Source organism: Methylocystis rosea SV97 (assembly GCF_000372845.1).
Taxonomy (GTDB): Bacteria; Pseudomonadota; Alphaproteobacteria; order Rhizobiales; family Beijerinckiaceae; genus Methylocystis; species Methylocystis rosea.
This window is the reverse complement of the sequence record NZ_KB889963.1, coordinates 913,192-927,096: the sequence shown is the minus strand read 5'-3', so window position 1 is coordinate 927,096 and position 13,905 is coordinate 913,192. Positions and strand designations below refer to the sequence as shown.

15 protein-coding genes are annotated in these 13,905 nt (G+C 60.3%); 4 read left to right on the top strand and 11 right to left on the bottom strand.

The annotated features are described in order from the left end of the window. Positions 1-208: 208 nt before the first annotated feature. Genes A3OO_RS0104945 through A3OO_RS0104920 form a run of 6 tightly spaced genes read right to left on the bottom strand, consistent with a single transcriptional unit; the run spans position 209 to position 6,134 of the window. Entirely contained in the window at positions 209-1,000 is a 792-nt protein-coding gene (locus A3OO_RS0104945) for an energy transducer TonB (RefSeq protein ID WP_018406728.1), read from the bottom strand. Next, positions 997-1,422: a TonB system transport protein ExbD gene (exbD, locus tag A3OO_RS0104940; protein WP_018406727.1), complete on the bottom strand. Its 426-nt coding sequence runs from the start codon at positions 1,420-1,422 to the stop codon at positions 997-999. Before exbD ends, A3OO_RS0104945 begins: the two co-directional genes overlap by 4 nt. A 3-nt stretch (positions 1,423-1,425) precedes the next feature. Next, the gene (gene exbB, locus A3OO_RS21155; protein WP_018406726.1) at positions 1,426-2,235 is read right to left on the bottom strand and encodes a tonB-system energizer ExbB; all 810 of its coding nucleotides are present in this window, start codon (positions 2,233-2,235) and stop codon (positions 1,426-1,428) included. Next, positions 2,232-2,915 carry a Fe2+-dependent dioxygenase gene (locus tag A3OO_RS0104930; protein WP_018406725.1) on the bottom strand — a complete coding sequence of 228 codons (684 nt, stop codon included), beginning with the start codon at positions 2,913-2,915 and terminating at the stop codon, positions 2,232-2,234. Before A3OO_RS0104930 ends, exbB begins: the two co-directional genes overlap by 4 nt. Positions 2,916-2,920: 5 nt before the next feature. Then, complete coding sequence (locus A3OO_RS0104925) at positions 2,921-3,604, bottom strand: Fe2+-dependent dioxygenase (protein WP_018406724.1); 684 nt, start codon at positions 3,602-3,604, stop codon at positions 2,921-2,923. 13 nt (positions 3,605-3,617) lie between these two features. Then, positions 3,618-6,134 (bottom strand): TonB-dependent receptor domain-containing protein, encoded by a 2,517-nt coding sequence (locus A3OO_RS0104920; RefSeq protein ID WP_026222697.1) that lies wholly within the window; start codon positions 6,132-6,134, stop codon positions 3,618-3,620. Positions 6,135-6,610: 476 nt separating this feature from the next. Here A3OO_RS0104920 and A3OO_RS0104915 point away from each other — a divergent pair, with 476 nt between their 5' ends. Then, a complete protein-coding gene (locus tag A3OO_RS0104915; protein ID WP_018406722.1) occupies positions 6,611-7,048 on the top strand; it encodes a response regulator in 438 nt (145 codons plus the stop codon). 43 nt (positions 7,049-7,091) lie between these two features. After that, a complete protein-coding gene (locus tag A3OO_RS0104910; RefSeq protein ID WP_018406721.1) occupies positions 7,092-7,517 on the top strand; it encodes a group III truncated hemoglobin in 426 nt (141 codons plus the stop codon). 23 nt (positions 7,518-7,540) lie between these two features. Here A3OO_RS0104910 and A3OO_RS0104905 read toward each other — a convergent pair whose 3' ends face one another. After that, positions 7,541-7,747, bottom strand: a complete 207-nt coding sequence (locus A3OO_RS0104905) for a TOBE domain-containing protein (protein ID WP_018406720.1) — start codon at positions 7,745-7,747, stop codon at positions 7,541-7,543. Between the two features lie 846 nt (positions 7,748-8,593). Here A3OO_RS0104905 and nifA point away from each other — a divergent pair. Then, entirely contained in the window at positions 8,594-10,333 is a 1,740-nt protein-coding gene (gene nifA / locus A3OO_RS0104885; RefSeq protein WP_018406717.1) for a nif-specific transcriptional activator NifA, read from the top strand. A 115-nt stretch (positions 10,334-10,448) separates the two neighbouring features. Here nifA and A3OO_RS0104880 read toward each other — a convergent pair whose 3' ends face one another. From A3OO_RS0104880 to A3OO_RS0104870, 4 genes are all read right to left on the bottom strand, one after another. Then, a complete protein-coding gene (locus A3OO_RS0104880; RefSeq protein ID WP_156824758.1) occupies positions 10,449-10,904 on the bottom strand; it encodes a hypothetical protein in 456 nt (151 codons plus the stop codon). 76 nt (positions 10,905-10,980) lie between these two features. Beyond that, a complete protein-coding gene (locus A3OO_RS0104875; protein ID WP_018406715.1) occupies positions 10,981-11,250 on the bottom strand; it encodes an usg protein in 270 nt (89 codons plus the stop codon). 261 nt (positions 11,251-11,511) lie between these two features. Beyond that, complete coding sequence (gene pqqA, locus A3OO_RS24760; protein ID WP_083481327.1) at positions 11,512-11,589, bottom strand: pyrroloquinoline quinone precursor peptide PqqA; 78 nt, start codon at positions 11,587-11,589, stop codon at positions 11,512-11,514. Between the two features lie 156 nt (positions 11,590-11,745). Then, positions 11,746-13,134, bottom strand: coding sequence for an ATP-binding protein (locus A3OO_RS0104870; RefSeq protein WP_156824899.1), 1,389 nt, complete (start codon positions 13,132-13,134; stop codon positions 11,746-11,748). Between the two features lie 109 nt (positions 13,135-13,243). Between A3OO_RS0104870 and A3OO_RS0104865 the strand changes: the two genes are divergently transcribed. Continuing rightward, positions 13,244-13,876, top strand: a complete 633-nt coding sequence (locus A3OO_RS0104865) for a response regulator transcription factor (protein ID WP_018406713.1) — start codon at positions 13,244-13,246, stop codon at positions 13,874-13,876. The last annotated feature ends 29 nt before the right edge of the window (positions 13,877-13,905 follow it).

The following is a 13,905-nucleotide window of genomic DNA, read 5'->3' as shown; positions in this document are numbered from 1 at the left end:
GCTCTCCACACGGGGAATGAAGCGCCGATTCGAAAATCTGTTCCGACCATGCTCCAAATATTTTAAGGAATAGAAAAGCTTAGCCGCAAATAAGCGCTGTGGAGAACCCCAAACTAACCTTCACAAGGTTCAGTCGCAGCTGGATTTTTCTTAGCGGCGGGTCGGAAGCCTCCGGCTCTCGAACCGCCGCCGTTCGATCCAGCCGCAGCTATTTCTTGCCAATGCGAAATTGCACGGGCACTTCGAAGGTCAGCCCCTCGTCTGCGATCACCGGCGGCGGCGGCGGAACGGGGTCGGCCCGCTTCATCATCGCGAGCGCAGCGTCGTCGAAGAGTGGATGTCCCGCAGAACGCTTGATGCTGTAGCTGACGACATGGCCGTGCCTGTCGAGCGTGAACGAAACGCTCGCTTCGGCGGATCGACGACCGGCGGCGGCTGGATAGCGCTTGTGTCGGTTGAGATGCGAGAGCAAGGCCTTTTGCCACGTCAGCTTCACGGCGTTGGCGACGGCGTCAGCCCCTTGAACAGGCGCCATGGGCCTGTCGGATTGCCGGTCGGCGTCGGACTTGGGCGGCGCAGTCGCCTCGGAGGCGGCAGACTCGGCCGAGACGACCGGCTGCGCCTGATGTTTCTTCTCCTCCTCGATCGGCTTCTCCGGACGAACGTTGTGCGTGAACTCGGCGTCTTCCGACTCGGCGTGGGTGATCCGCTCTTCGTTCGTCTCCTTCGCCTCTGATGCGGCGACGGAAGGCGCAGCGGCGGCCGCTTCGTCAGAGAGCGGTCCAGGCGGCAGATCCGCGGCCTCGGCGTCTCGCGGCGCGGCGGGCTCGAGAGACAATTCAATCGCTGGAGCGCCGGACGCGTCCTCGTCGAAGTCGCCCCGTAAGGTCACCAGCGCGGCGACGGCGCCGCCGACGTGCAGAAACAGCGCCAGGGCGACTGCGGCGCCCCAAAGCTTGCCGTTCGACTGCGGCTTCTGGAGAGCGGCGGCGGCGCTCATTGCGGGGCCTGCTCCTTGCCGCCGGCGTCGAGCGCGACGAGCGCCACGCGCAGATAACCGCCAGCGCGCAGACGCTCCAAGATCGCCATCATCTCGCCATAGGGCACGCTGGTGTCGGCTCGCAAAAAGATGCGTTTCGACTTGTCGCCCAGGAGCCCGTCGAGTGCCGAAACGAGATCGTTGCGTTTGACGGGCGTCTCGCCCAGGGCGAGCGCGAGGTCGCCCTGGATCGTCACGTAAATCGGCTTGTCGGGTTTTTCATGCGGCGCGGCGTTGGAAGCCGGTAGATCGACCGGAAGATCGACAGTGGCGAGGGGGGCCGCCACCATGAAGATGATGAGCAGCACGAGCATCACGTCGATAAACGGCGTGACGTTGATTTCGTGCGTTTCCTGAAGATCGCTTTTGAGATGAACGGCCATGATCTACTCCGCCGCATGAATCTTGTTTGTGGAGGCTTGTCCGGCGCGATCGAGGTCGCGCGAGACGATGCGAAGCAACTCGCCGGCGAGATTAGAGACGAGTTCCAGATAGGACGTCGCCTGGCGCGCAAGATGATTGTAGATGAGCACCGCCGGGATGGCGGCGAAGAGGCCGATCGCCGTCGCGAGCAGCGCTTCGGCGATGCCGGGCGCGACGACGGCCAGATTGGTGGTCTGCGCTTTGGAAATGCCGATGAAGCTGTTCATGATGCCCCAGACGGTGCCGAACAGTCCGATGAAGGGGCCCGTCGATCCGACGGAGGCGAGCAGTCCGGTGCCGCGCTTGATCGAAAGCGCTTCGGCGCGTTCGATTTCGGCGAAGCACGCTGCAATGCGCTCCTTGACGCCCGGCGCCGCAAGAATATCGGACGAAAGCTTCAATTCCCGCGTCGCCTCGCCAAGCAGCGCCTGCGTCAAACGGTCGCCGCCGCCAAGCGCCAGTCGCGCCTCGGAGAGGCCGCGCGCCTCGGAGAGGCGGCGTATCGCCGTCGTCACGCGCTCGCGCGACCGTTTCAATTCGATCGTTTTGGCGATGAGGATCGTCCATGTCGCGACGGACGCCAACAACAAGCCGATCATCACGATCTTCACGACGATGTCGGCGTTGACGAACATCGTCCACACAGAAAGATCATGCGGTTTAGTGGCCGCTATCGCTGCGTCGAGCGCTGGCGACCCTGGTGCGGCTGCGACGCTCTGCGCAGCGAGAAGCGCGATGATTGAGATCACGAGAAACTGCAAAGAACGTTTCATGCTTCAGCCCATGTTCGGATCAGATTGTGATAAACGCCCGACATTTTGACGCAGGCAGGATCGCCGGCGCCCAGCCGAGTCGTCAGGGATTGGATGGCCTGGTCGAGATCGAAGAGCAAAGCGCGCGCCACATTGTCTCGAATCATGCTCTGCATCCAAAAAAACGAGGCGATGCGCTCGCCACGCGTGACGCCTTTGACAAGATGAAGACTCGTTGAAGGATAAAGCACGAGATCGCCTGCGGGAAGTTTCACTTCCTGCTGTCCGACCCGATCCTCAATCACTAATTCACCGCCATCGTACTCGTCCGCCTCCGAGAGGAACAACGTGCAAGAAAGATCCGTGCGAATGCGAATCGGCGTTCCGGGAATGCCGCGGATCGCATTATCGACGTGCAATCCGAAGTCGTGCCCAACGCCATAGCGATTGAAGAGCGGCGGAAAAATCTTGTGCGGCAACGCCGCCGAGACGAACATCGACGACTGCGCAAGCGCCTCAAGCACATGTTCGCCAAGTTCGCGCGCGACGTCGCCGGCTTGCGGCAGTTGAAGATTGTTCTTCACCAGAGAGGACTGCGAACCAGCGGTGGCTCGGCCGTCCTCCCACGCCGCCCGGTCCATGGCCGCGCGAAAAAAGGCCACCTGCTGCTTGGAAAGAACTTCGGGTATGCAAATAAGCATCAGCGCTATGCTTCTCCCCAGTAGCGGATGAGATTGTGGTACACGGTCACCAGCTTGCGCAGATCCGGATCGTCCGCGCCCACGCGCGGCGCGAGCTCTTGTATCGATTCGTCGAGATCGCAAACGAGGCTGCGCGCCTCGTCGGCGCGGATCATGCTTTGCAGCCACAAAAATGAGGCGAGACGTAGGCCGCTGGTGACGGGGGTCACCATATGCAGACTGCCGGCCGAATAAAGAATGAGGTCGCCAGCCGGCGGCTTGAAGCGCCTTGAACCATAGATGTCTTCAACGATCAGTTCGCCGCCCTCATATTCGCCGGGATCAGAAAGAAGCACAGTCGCGGCGAGGTCAACGCGGATACGCGCGCCGGTCAGGGCGTCGCCGCGTATCGCATTGTCGACATGCGGATCGAAGTGGTCGCCGACGCCGTAGCGGTTGAACAACGGCGGATAGATGCGCAGCGGGACAGCCGTTGAAACGAAAGCGGCATTGGCGAGGAGCGACGAGAGCAGCCGCTTGCCGAGCGCGCGCGAGATTTCAGAGTCAGGCGGGAGTTGCTCGTTGCGCTTCGCTTCGCCGGCGTTCGCCCCGGCGGTGGAGGCGCCGTCCTCCCACGCCGCCTGCGCCATCGCCTCGCGAAGGACGTTGACCTCCTTCCTATCAAGCGCGCCTTGTATGTGAGCAAGCATTCGAAGCGCTCCCCTAGAACAAAATGCTCGTTTCGAGATAGACCGAGCGGCCGGGCGACATCTGCGCGAAGGGCGTCGACGTCTGATAGAAGGCGTCATAGATTGTGCGGTCGAAGAGATTGTTGACCGAGAACTTCATCGTGATGTTTTGACCGATCTTGGCCTCAGCAAAAACATCGAAGCGCCAGTACGAAGGCAGGATCGTCGGAACGTTCAGAAAATTCGTCGCGGTCGGAGTGGGCAAGCCAAACGCGTTGAACGATGTGCCGCCATTGGCGACGATATTGTTGCCGCCATAGATCCTGGAACGGTAGATGGCCTGGCCGCCAAATTCGAGCGCGTTCGGAGCGAGGCCGATAAGGTCGCCGAATTTGTACTTCGAGAGCAGGCTGAAGGACTCATGCGCGATATTGGCGAGTTGAAGACCGATATTCGTTCGCGCGTAGGAGCTGGTCACCCGCGAGTCCATCAGCACGATGCCGCCAAGGACCATCCACTTATCCGTGATATTGCCCGCAACCTCGAGATCGACGCCCTGGACGTAATAGGACGCGTCGCCCGTGGTGGTGCCGGAGTTCACTTCCCTAGCGCCGCTCACATCCGTCTTGAAGAAGGCGGCTGTCGCGAGCAGGTGTCTGTCGAACAGCTCCCATTTCAGGCCGACCTCCGCCGCCTTGTTGAGTTGGGGAGCAAAGATTTGCGACGCCGTCGTCAAGCCGCCGTAATTTGCCGCGCCGCCGTCAAGCTCGGCTCCGACGGGCGTCGCCGAGGTGGCGTAGGCGGCGTAGGCGCTGACGTTCGGCAAGGGCTTGAAAACGACGCCGGCGTTCCAATTGAACAGCCCAGAATGGCTCTTGGCGAAAGTCGAAAGAGTCTCAGTGCGGTTCGTGATGTTGTAATCGTCAAAGCGCGCGCCGCCGTTCACGATCACGACGTCCTGATAGTTCGCAGTTTCGATCAGATAGCCTGATTTCGTATCGACGGCGATCCGCGTGGGATTGGTATTGCGGTAGGGCGTGTTGAGGAACGGCAGATAGGTGCACGGAAGATAGAGGTTACACGTAACGTTGTTGCCGGTCGGTATTCCGTTCAACTCGGAAGCGAGGCCCTGATAATTGGTGCGCGTTACGCCTTCGCGGGCGAATTCCACGCCGGCGACGAGCGCATGCTTGACCGGTCCCGTATCGACTTTGAGCGTCGCCTCTGTCTGGTTGTCGAGCGTGTTCACCACCTGGTAGCGGCTTTGCGCGCCGATTCTCACTGTCGAAGCGAATAGATCCGCGCTCCCCGTCAGCGATCCGATATAGTCCAGAACGGAGCGGCTCTGTCGGAACCGATTGTCGAATACGAGATTGTCGTTGTAGCGATAGTGGGCAGTGAAGGTGCCGAAATTCTGCATCGCAACTTGGAAATCGCGGTCGAGGAAACCGTACCAGTTGGAGCGAGGAATGACGCCTTCGGGGAACGGCCTATTCCAGATCCGGTTATACGGCACGCCGAAGTCCGGCAGGCCATTCTGATAGACATGCGTGTATTGAGCGGTCAGCGTCAGGTCCTCGAGCGGCTTGAACACCACTGAGCCGGCGACGCCGTCGCGATAGTCGGTGACAAAGCTGCGGCCCGCGACATTCGAGTCATGATAAAGACCATTGACGCGCACCGCGAGGATCGGGCTGATCACTTTGTTGACGTCAGCTGTCACCCGCTTCATGTGGTCGGAAAAGCCGCCAATCGCTTTGAGTTCGACGAAATCGCGATCGGTCGCTTGTTTCGTTACGATGTTGATCGCGCCGCCCGCAGTGCCACGACCGGCGAAAGTCGATCCCGGCCCGCGCAGAATTTCGACCTGCTCGGTATAGAAGTTCTCGCGAATGCTGACGCCAGGATCGCGCACGCCGTCGACGAAGATGTCGTTGCGAACGTCGAAGCCGCGAATGAAGAAGCGATCGCCGAACGCGTTGCCGCCTTCGCCCGTTCCCAGCGTCACGCCCGCCGTGCTGCGACCGATTTCGCGCAGCGTGAAGGCGTTCTTGTCGTCGAGCACTTCCTTGGTCAGCACCGTGATCGTGCGCGGCGTGTTGAGCACGGGCTCGGTGAATTTCGGCGAAGACAGGCGGTCAACCTTATAGGGCGCAACCGGATCGGCGTAAGGATTGGCGTTGGGCGCCGCAGCGAAGATCGGAAGGCCTCCGCTGCCTGCGCCTTGGCCGCCGGCGCTTGAAGCGCCCGGCGCGCCGCGCCGCTGCCCCGAGGCCTGATTGGCGGCTGCATGACGCGCCGGATGCGGCTGAGCGGCGGCGATGGGCTTGGGTTTCGCCGGCGCCGCCGCGCGTGGCTTCTCCTGCGGCGCGTCGACTTTAACGGGCGGCAGCGTCGTCGAAGCGGATTGCGCCAGAGCCGAAGCGCTGACGCTCGATGCAAGCGCCGCAGCAACGCTCAGCGCCTTCACCGACGTCAGGTCTCCTGCACGAGTCCGCGGAAGCGACTGAGTCAGCATTCGTAGAGAAATTGGAGTTTTTACGTCGCTCATCGGGAACCGCCAGGGAGGGTTGTGCGTTGTCTACTTTCGCCTCGTGCGAAGAAGTTGATTAAAGCTAAATTTGGCGGCGGCCACGGTCAACTGATAAACTGTTGAATGGAAGTATTGTAATCTGTATAGTTTCAGACAGATACAACAATTTTTTGGACAATTGTTACCTTTCGGCCACACGCTAGTTTGGAAACGCTTTAATTCCAAACTACGCGGCAGTAATTTTCCTGCGAAAATATTTGTTCTTGATCCCAGCGCAGAGCCGCGCGCGCCGTAGCGTTGCGGCGCAAGAGTTCGGTTTGGCCGAGCCTAACGATTGGCGCCCCCCACCAGTCGGGCGCCGCTATGCTGCTGACGCAGGTGCGCCGACGCAATCCTGTTGAAAGCCGTCGGAGTCGCGCAGCGCGACGCTGCAGCATTTGGCGCGGCACGCGACTTGCTTTGCTATCGTGAGTCAATCACCGCGCGAGGCTGCCATGCAGATCAGCGTAAAGGTGGCGAAAGCCATCGAACGCAGGCGCGTTTTCGTCGTGGACGACAATGAAAGCTTTCGCGCGGCGATCGAGTTCATGCTCCATGACGAATATGAGGCGCATGAACTTGCGAGCGCGTCCGAAACGCTCGCAAAAGCGGAGCAAATAAGGCCGGACTTACTGGTGCTTGCCGAAGGCGTCATCCGCGTCAACGGGCTGGATCTCATTCAGGAGTTTCTGGCGCGGGTTCCCGAAACCAAAATCATCGTCATCGTTGATCAGATATCGAGCGGATTCGGCCAGGAGTGCGTCGCTGAGGGCGCGCACGGCTTTTTGGCGAAGCCGCTGCAAATTGGACTGCTGCGCGATAAGGTCGACGCGCTGCTGAGCGCCAGGAAAAAGTCCGGAACGACCCCGCGGGCCGTTCTGAACCTGCGCTAGCGCCGGAACAGCCGCCAATCGACAAATATGCAGGGAGGTCGCCATGGAGCCCGTCATTCCGCCGATCGAGGACGGCGCCGAACGCGACAAGTTAGAGATCGCAATCGACGATTGCGTGCGTCGCTTCTACGCCAAGGGCGCCGAAGATCCATTGTTGGGTCCTGTCTTTATGGCGATTGACGGTCTCGACCAGCATATGGGGATCGTCGCGAATTTCTGGTCCAAGACCTTGCTCGGCACGGAGCGCTATCAGGGCCAGCCCTTCGCCGCGCATATCAATTTACCGATTGAGCCTCAGCATTTTACGCGCTGGCTCGAACTCTTTAGCGAGAGCGCCAATGAAGCGCTGCCGAAGACGCAGGCCGAGCAGGCGATCGCCAAAGCCGCCCACATGACGCAATGTTTCCAGTCTGGGCTGTTCCCCTTCGTCGGCGCCGATGGAAAGCCGTCGCGCGTTCCAGCGCCATAGCGTCCATCGGCCGCCCACGAGCGTTAGTCGACCGCGATCATCACATCCGACGACTTGATGACCGCGTTGACCTTGGACCCTTCGCGGAGTCCAAGCTCATCGACGGATTCATTGGTGATTGCAGCTGTGACGGTCAATCCGTTGACGTCGATCGTCACATGCGCCGTGGTTGCGCCCTTCTGGATGTGTTTGACCGTCCCGGGAAGGCTGTTACGCGCGGAAATCTTCATGCCGTCGGCTCCTAAGATAAAGTGTTATCGCTATGGCCTCCCCTCGACGGCGCCCGACGTCGCGACGGCTGCGGCATAATAGTCAGCCGCTCTAGCCGGGTTTCCTTCGATGAAATGGGACTGCACGATCGCGTCTATATCATCGGCGACGCGCGTCGCATACCAAACGACTTCTGCATAAACGACCAATAACTATCCAGTCTGTTACAAATCTAGGCAGCAGCGCGATGATGCCCTTCACGTCAGATCCCCGGGTCAGCTTCGACTGCATCCAACCAAGCGGCTTGCCGCCGGCCGCTGAGCGCCGCGTGGATCACGCGCAGTCGGTCGTCATTGCGTCGATCGCTCGAACGCCATGGTAAGGAAGAATCTGCGTACATGTAGATCGACGCGCTCGGCTCTCCGCCAGATCGTCAAAGATTGCGCTCAATAGGTCACGCCGCTGCGCGGCGGATCGGGAGCGCGGAAAGCGTTAAGCGCGACAGAAGCCCCATGGCGGCGAAATGCCGCATAAGGCATGGAAGCGCCTGTAAATCAGCTATCGACTGGTTACGATGCGCGTGGCGCTAAGCGCATCGCAATTCTTCGCGCCGGAGTCGGAAGACGACATCCATGTCGGTTGCGGCGAGAGAACGGTTGGATGGAGCCGGTCGCCGATCAATCGGGCGGCGGCGCCGGAGGAGACGGCAGAAGGCGCAAGAGTTGATCAAGAAAGCGCGCCAACGCCGATGTCGAGGCCATTGCAGACCGTTGTTTTTGTGATGCTAAGAGCAAAAAAGGCGGTATGGCACAATGCTTGCGTCAAAACCAGTGAAAATACCCACGCATGTCGTGAGGCTAAATAGTATGGGTTTGCAGCTGGCAGGCGGCGCGTGCGCGCCGAAGGCGCGCGAATTCGATGTGAGAGACACCGCTCTCGTCGGCATCTACGAAATATCGAAGCTCCTGGCGTCGCCAAACCGTCTGGAAACCACGCTTGCGGGCGTGCTTGCGCTGCTTTCGAGCTTTCTTGATATGCGCCATGGCTTGGTCGCGCTGCTCGACGCGGCGGGCGGGCCCGAGGTTGTGGTCGGATCGGGCTGGAGCGAAGATTCCGCCAAGCGTTTCTTCGACCGGCTTCCCGAACGCGCCGTGGGGCAGATCGTCGCGACGAAAATGCCGCTCGTCGTCGAGAACGTCGCAGCTTCACCGCTCTTCCAAGGTTCCGACTTTTCCGAATGGGGACCGACCGACGGCCGGCCATTCTCGCTCATCGGCGTCCCGATCAAGGAGGGCGACGCCGTCGTCGGCACGCTGACGGTGGATCGCGTCTATGACGATCGTTCAGTGACGCTGTTCGACCATGACGTGCGCTTCCTGACGATGATCGCCAATCTCGTCGGCCAGACCCTTCGACTGCACAAGCTCATCGCCCGCGATCGCGAACGTTTGATGCAGGAAAAGGCCTGGCTCGAAAAAGGCGACCGCCTTCCGCAGATCGAAACAAAGAACAGCGGCATCAATGGCGTTGTCGGCAGCAGCCCGGCGCTGCGCGCGGTGATCGACAAGATTCGCGTCGTCGCCAAGGCCAAGTCCACCGTCCTTCTGCGCGGCGAATCGGGCACTGGCAAAGAGCTGTTTGCCGCGGCGATACACAATCTCTCGCCGCGCCGCTCGAAACCCTTCATCAAGCTGAATTGCGCGGCTCTCCCCGAGAGCGTGCTGGAATCGGAGCTCTTCGGCCATGAGCGCGGCGCTTTCACCGGCGCAGTGAACATGCGCAAGGGCCGTTTCGAACTGGCCGACGGCGGCACATTGTTTCTGGACGAGATCGGCGAAATCACGCCGGCGTTTCAGGCAAAGCTGCTGCGCGTTTTACAGGAAGGCGAATTCGAACGGGTGGGCGGCACGCGCACGCAGAAGGTCGACGTTCGACTCGTGTGCGCGACGAACAAAAATCTCGAGGAGGCAGTCAAGCGCAACGAATTTCGCGCCGATTTGTACTATCGGATCAGCGTCGTGCCCATCTTCGTGCCGCCGCTGCGCGACCGCAAGGGCGATCTCGAACCTCTCGCCAATGAATTTCTCCGTCGCTTCAATGCGGAGCAAGGCGGAAGGCTGAGCTTTTCGGAGTCAGCTCTGCACGTGCTCACCGCCTGCGCCTTTCCGGGCAACATCCGAGAGCTGGAAAACTGCGTGTTTCGGACAGCGACTTTGGCGCAAGGGAATGTCATCACCGACAAGGATTTCTCCTGTCGCAACGACGGCTGTCTCTCTTCGGTGCTTTGGAGCGGCTCATTGGAGCGTTCGGCGCCTCCTCCACCCGTCGCGTTGCCGACCCTGGCGCCGCCGCGCGAGCGTCAGCCTGCGCCGCCGCCGGCGACGACGAGTGAGCGCCCTAACGCCGACCCTTCGCCCGAGACCTGTCCCGGCGCCGAAAACTGCACCGCCGTGGAGCGTGACGGCCCTTCCGATCGCGAACGTTTGGTGGACGCCATGGAGCGCGCGGGCTGGGTCAAGGCGAAGGCGGCCCGGCTGCTTGGACTAACTCCTCGTCAGATTGGCTACGCGCTGCAAAAACATGGCGTCGAGGTAAAGAAGTTCTGAGTTCCTGCGCGCTGGCGAAGAGCTCGGCGATTTGCCGACAGGCGGCCATTCGTGGCGTGACGTCGGCGTCGTCCCCAGCGCGCGCCGAGCGCCGAAGCCGGCGCGCCCACCCTTCTTAGCAGTCGCCCGCATCAATTGAGACGTCGGCGATCACCTCGCCCTTATTGTCCTTCAGCGAATATCGGATGATGGCGCCGCTCGTGCGATGATTCGGCATCGTCAGACACACGCGCTCCTGCAGCTGGGTCCTCAATGCGGCGAGCTTCTTGGCGTTGCCGATCAGAGTTCGCGCTGTTTCATCGTCGACGATCGTATAGCTGTAATTGAACGCGTTGCCCGGACCCGCCGTCGCCTTGTCGAGACGAACGCCCTCGCTGACCATCTCTGGCAGCGTCGCATTCACCTCCGCCGCTTCTCGCTCCAAAGCCAGCGAGAGAGGCTCCGGCGGCTCATCGATATTAAGGCTTTCCCGATATTGCCTCGCGAGAAGGAAAGCCGTCGCCACGATGACGATCAGCGCGGCTGCTTCCCAGATTCCCATCCATGACTTCGTATCGCCCTCGTCCCTCACGGCAGCCCTCGCTCCAGCCCGCGTCAATTTTGTCTCGGCGAAGCGCGTTGCGCAAGGTGGCGGTCATAGGAGTTTTTCAGTGCAGTTTGAATTCCTTATCAAGTAGCTTCAACTCAGCCGGTTTGATGAGGTTCGAATGCGCGACGGTGACGGAATGCAGCGGGCCGTCGAGGCTGCGCATCCAGAAATCGAGAAATTTGCGCAGCTCCGGAAACTCGGGATGAAGATCATATTCCTGCCAGATGTAGGATTGGATGATCTTCGGATAATCCGGCAGACGATAAAGAATATTCGCCGTCGTCAGGCCATAGCCTTGAAGCTGCAAACGGAAGCCGCTGGACGCCATGGCATGCTCCTTGACGATCTGATTCCTTTCAGATTAGGAGCAAATCTTCGGAGAGCAAGCGCCAGGAATGGCAAAGGCCTGAAAAAACAATATGCTATCAGCAGCCGTAGGTGAGTGCCAAAAATGCGCTCTTCAGCGCCGGCGCAGCTCAGAAAAAACTCTGCACGCGGAAGGCGCGCAAAAACAGCAGCGCCGTCGCAAGCGACGGCGCCAGCTCATGTTTACTCGGTTGGCCAGCCGTGGCCGGCCGCGACGGGCTGATCAGATCTCAGCCGATTCGTAGCTGGTGATTTCCATACCGACGCAGATTTCGACGATGATCGGTTGCGACCAGACCATGGCGTTGCTCCTCTGTTTTTTATAGTCCGCCCGACACGACGGCTCCGGTGGAGAATAATGAAGGGCGCATATCGTTACACCTTCAAAATTTCGCCATCCACGCTTCCAAAATTTCCCGCTCCGGACGGAGGTCGGAAGAACAGCTCCTTGTCTCAGTCATTCGACATCGTCCAGTAGCGGAAGCGACACCGTGATCCGCGTGCCGCCGGACTCCCGCTTCTCGATCCGCTGCGCGCCGCCAAGCGCGCGGACACGCTCGTTCATGCCAAGCAGACCCATGCCCGGAGCAAAGCCATCTGAAATGCCGACGCCATTGTCCTCGATCGTGATCTTCAATTGCGGCGGCGCTTCTGCGTCGAGCTCCGAGAAGTTTGATGACGCGTCCAAGCCAAATTCCAGCGTGACCTCGCCCTTATCCGCGCCAGAGTGGCGGAAGATATTGGTTACGCCCTCCTGCACCACACGGTAGGCCGTCAGCGCCGTCTCCTCGTCGAGGGACGAGAGATCGTGGCGCGCGACGAGCCGCAGATCCACCTCGGGATGGGTGAGCGCCCATGAGGCGAAGAGCGCCTTCAGCGCTGGTTCCAGACCAAGTTCCTCGAGGCCTTTCGGCCGCAGCCGTCCGAGCAGACCTCTGAACAGCGATTGAAGCGACTCGCTCGCCTTGTCGATCGTTACGCTCATCTGTCTCAGTCGGCCCAGATCGGGAGCGGGATGCGAGAGAAGCTCCTGTAGCGTCGCCGACGTGGCGCGTATGGAAAAGAGACATGGACCGGCTTCATCGTGCAGATCGCGTGCGATGTCCTTGCGCTCGCCTTCCTGCACCTGAAAAAGCCTATCGACGAGATCGCGATTCTCCTGCTTGACGCGATCAAGCGTCGCCCCGAGCGAATTCAGGGCGGCGGCGATCGATCGAAATTCCGTCGCGCCGCTGACCGACAGGCGCACGCCGCTCCTGCCAGCCTCCAATTGCGCCAGGCCGAACTTCAGCGCATTGAAAGGCGCAAGCGAGGAGCGAAGGAACAGCAGCACGAGCGTCAGGAAGATGATCGTGACGGCGAGGCTGATCGCCGCAAGCCATAGCATGTCGGACCAGATCTCTTCGAGTTCGTCGAAGGGGTTCGAAATCACCACAATATTGCTGTAGGCGCGCCCGCCGACCATCACGGGAATCGTCAACACGCGCGGCGAGGCGCCGACGAGCTTCACAAACCATTCCGGCACGTCCTGACCGGAATGGCGGATCTTCTCTAGCCAGTCGCGAGGCGCGATCTCGTTAGCGGCGAGGATCTCAACATCAGCATGGCGAAGGTTGCCCAGCGACGCGTAGAGACGCCGCAATGCAGGAAGCGGATCTTCGTTTTCGGGAAGATTTGCAATCGTGGCCAGGACAACTTCCCGCATCAATCTGAGATTGCTTCCCGCTTCCGCGCGCACGCGCGGGCCGGCGTGAAGAAGCTGGATTGCAAGATTGATCAGCAACGTCGCGATGAGCACGACGCCGATCAATCCGCCCAGTCTGACTTTAAGCGAAACCCCGCGCATGATGAACGCCCTCGTCTCCATGCTTAACCGTTGACGTCCATTTACAGTCGATTGACAAGACTAGCGGTTTTCACAACATAAGTTCAGGCTCTCAAACAAGCGAACAAGGATGCGCATTCTCATCGTCGACGACCACCCCATGGTGATCGAGGGCTGCCGCGGCATGCTTTCGGGACAAAAAGACATCGAAGTGCTCGAGGCGCATGACGCCAATGAGGCGCTTGACTCCTACGCGTCCGCAGCGCCCGACGTCGTGGTGCTCGACATCAATCTACCCGGCGTCTCCGGCTTCGAACTGCTGCGCCGCATCTTGAAGCGGGACGCGAACGCTCAAATCATCGTTTTCACCATGAACGACGATCCGGTTTTCGCCGCGCGGGCGATCGAGGGCGGCGCGCGCGGCTATGTCGCGAAGAACGAGGACCCACGCGTCTTTATCAAGGCGATCCGCGCCGTCGCGGCGGGCGAGCGCTATCTGTCGAACACTCTCGCGCTCAAGCTCGCCTTCGCCGACCAGAGCCGCGCAAGCAACCCCCTCGACGCGCTGAACGGCCGGGAAATCGAGATCCTGCGCAATCTCGCCGACGGCAAGGATATGACGGAAATCGCGCATATTCTTAAGGTCTCCTACAAGACCGTCGCGAACAATTGCATCCTGCTGAAGCGCAAGCTCGGCGCGCGTTCGAAAGCGGATCTTCTGCGTATCGCCGTCGAAAACAAGGTTGCAATGAAACTTGCTTAAAGCAGGTTCCGAAAAAGTTGACAGACTTT

Excerpts from the sequence above, each read along its gene's own strand:
- A3OO_RS0104945 (WP_018406728.1), bottom strand. The coding sequence starts at position 1,000 with ATGAGCGCCGCCGCCGCTCTCCAGAAGCCGCAGTCGAACGGCAAGCTT.
- exbD (WP_018406727.1), bottom strand. The coding sequence starts at position 1,422 with ATGGCCGTTCATCTCAAAAGCGATCTTCAGGAAACGCACGAAATCAAC.
- exbB (WP_018406726.1), bottom strand. The coding sequence starts at position 2,235 with ATGAAACGTTCTTTGCAGTTTCTCGTGATCTCAATCATCGCGCTTCTC.
- A3OO_RS0104930 (WP_018406725.1), bottom strand. The coding sequence starts at position 2,915 with ATGCTTATTTGCATACCCGAAGTTCTTTCCAAGCAGCAGGTGGCCTTT.
- A3OO_RS0104925 (WP_018406724.1), bottom strand. The coding sequence starts at position 3,604 with ATGCTTGCTCACATACAAGGCGCGCTTGATAGGAAGGAGGTCAACGTC.
- A3OO_RS0104920 (WP_026222697.1), bottom strand. The coding sequence starts at position 6,134 with ATGAGCGACGTAAAAACTCCAATTTCTCTACGAATGCTGACTCAGTCG.
- A3OO_RS0104915 (WP_018406722.1), top strand. The coding sequence starts at position 6,611 with ATGCAGATCAGCGTAAAGGTGGCGAAAGCCATCGAACGCAGGCGCGTT.
- A3OO_RS0104910 (WP_018406721.1), top strand. The coding sequence starts at position 7,092 with ATGGAGCCCGTCATTCCGCCGATCGAGGACGGCGCCGAACGCGACAAG.
- A3OO_RS0104905 (WP_018406720.1), bottom strand. The coding sequence starts at position 7,747 with ATGAAGATTTCCGCGCGTAACAGCCTTCCCGGGACGGTCAAACACATC.
- nifA (WP_018406717.1), top strand. The coding sequence starts at position 8,594 with ATGGGTTTGCAGCTGGCAGGCGGCGCGTGCGCGCCGAAGGCGCGCGAA.
- A3OO_RS0104875 (WP_018406715.1), bottom strand. The coding sequence starts at position 11,250 with ATGGCGTCCAGCGGCTTCCGTTTGCAGCTTCAAGGCTATGGCCTGACG.
- pqqA (WP_083481327.1), bottom strand. The coding sequence starts at position 11,589 with ATGGTCTGGTCGCAACCGATCATCGTCGAAATCTGCGTCGGTATGGAA.
- A3OO_RS0104870 (WP_156824899.1), bottom strand. The coding sequence starts at position 13,134 with ATGCGCGGGGTTTCGCTTAAAGTCAGACTGGGCGGATTGATCGGCGTC.
- A3OO_RS0104865 (WP_018406713.1), top strand. The coding sequence starts at position 13,244 with ATGCGCATTCTCATCGTCGACGACCACCCCATGGTGATCGAGGGCTGC.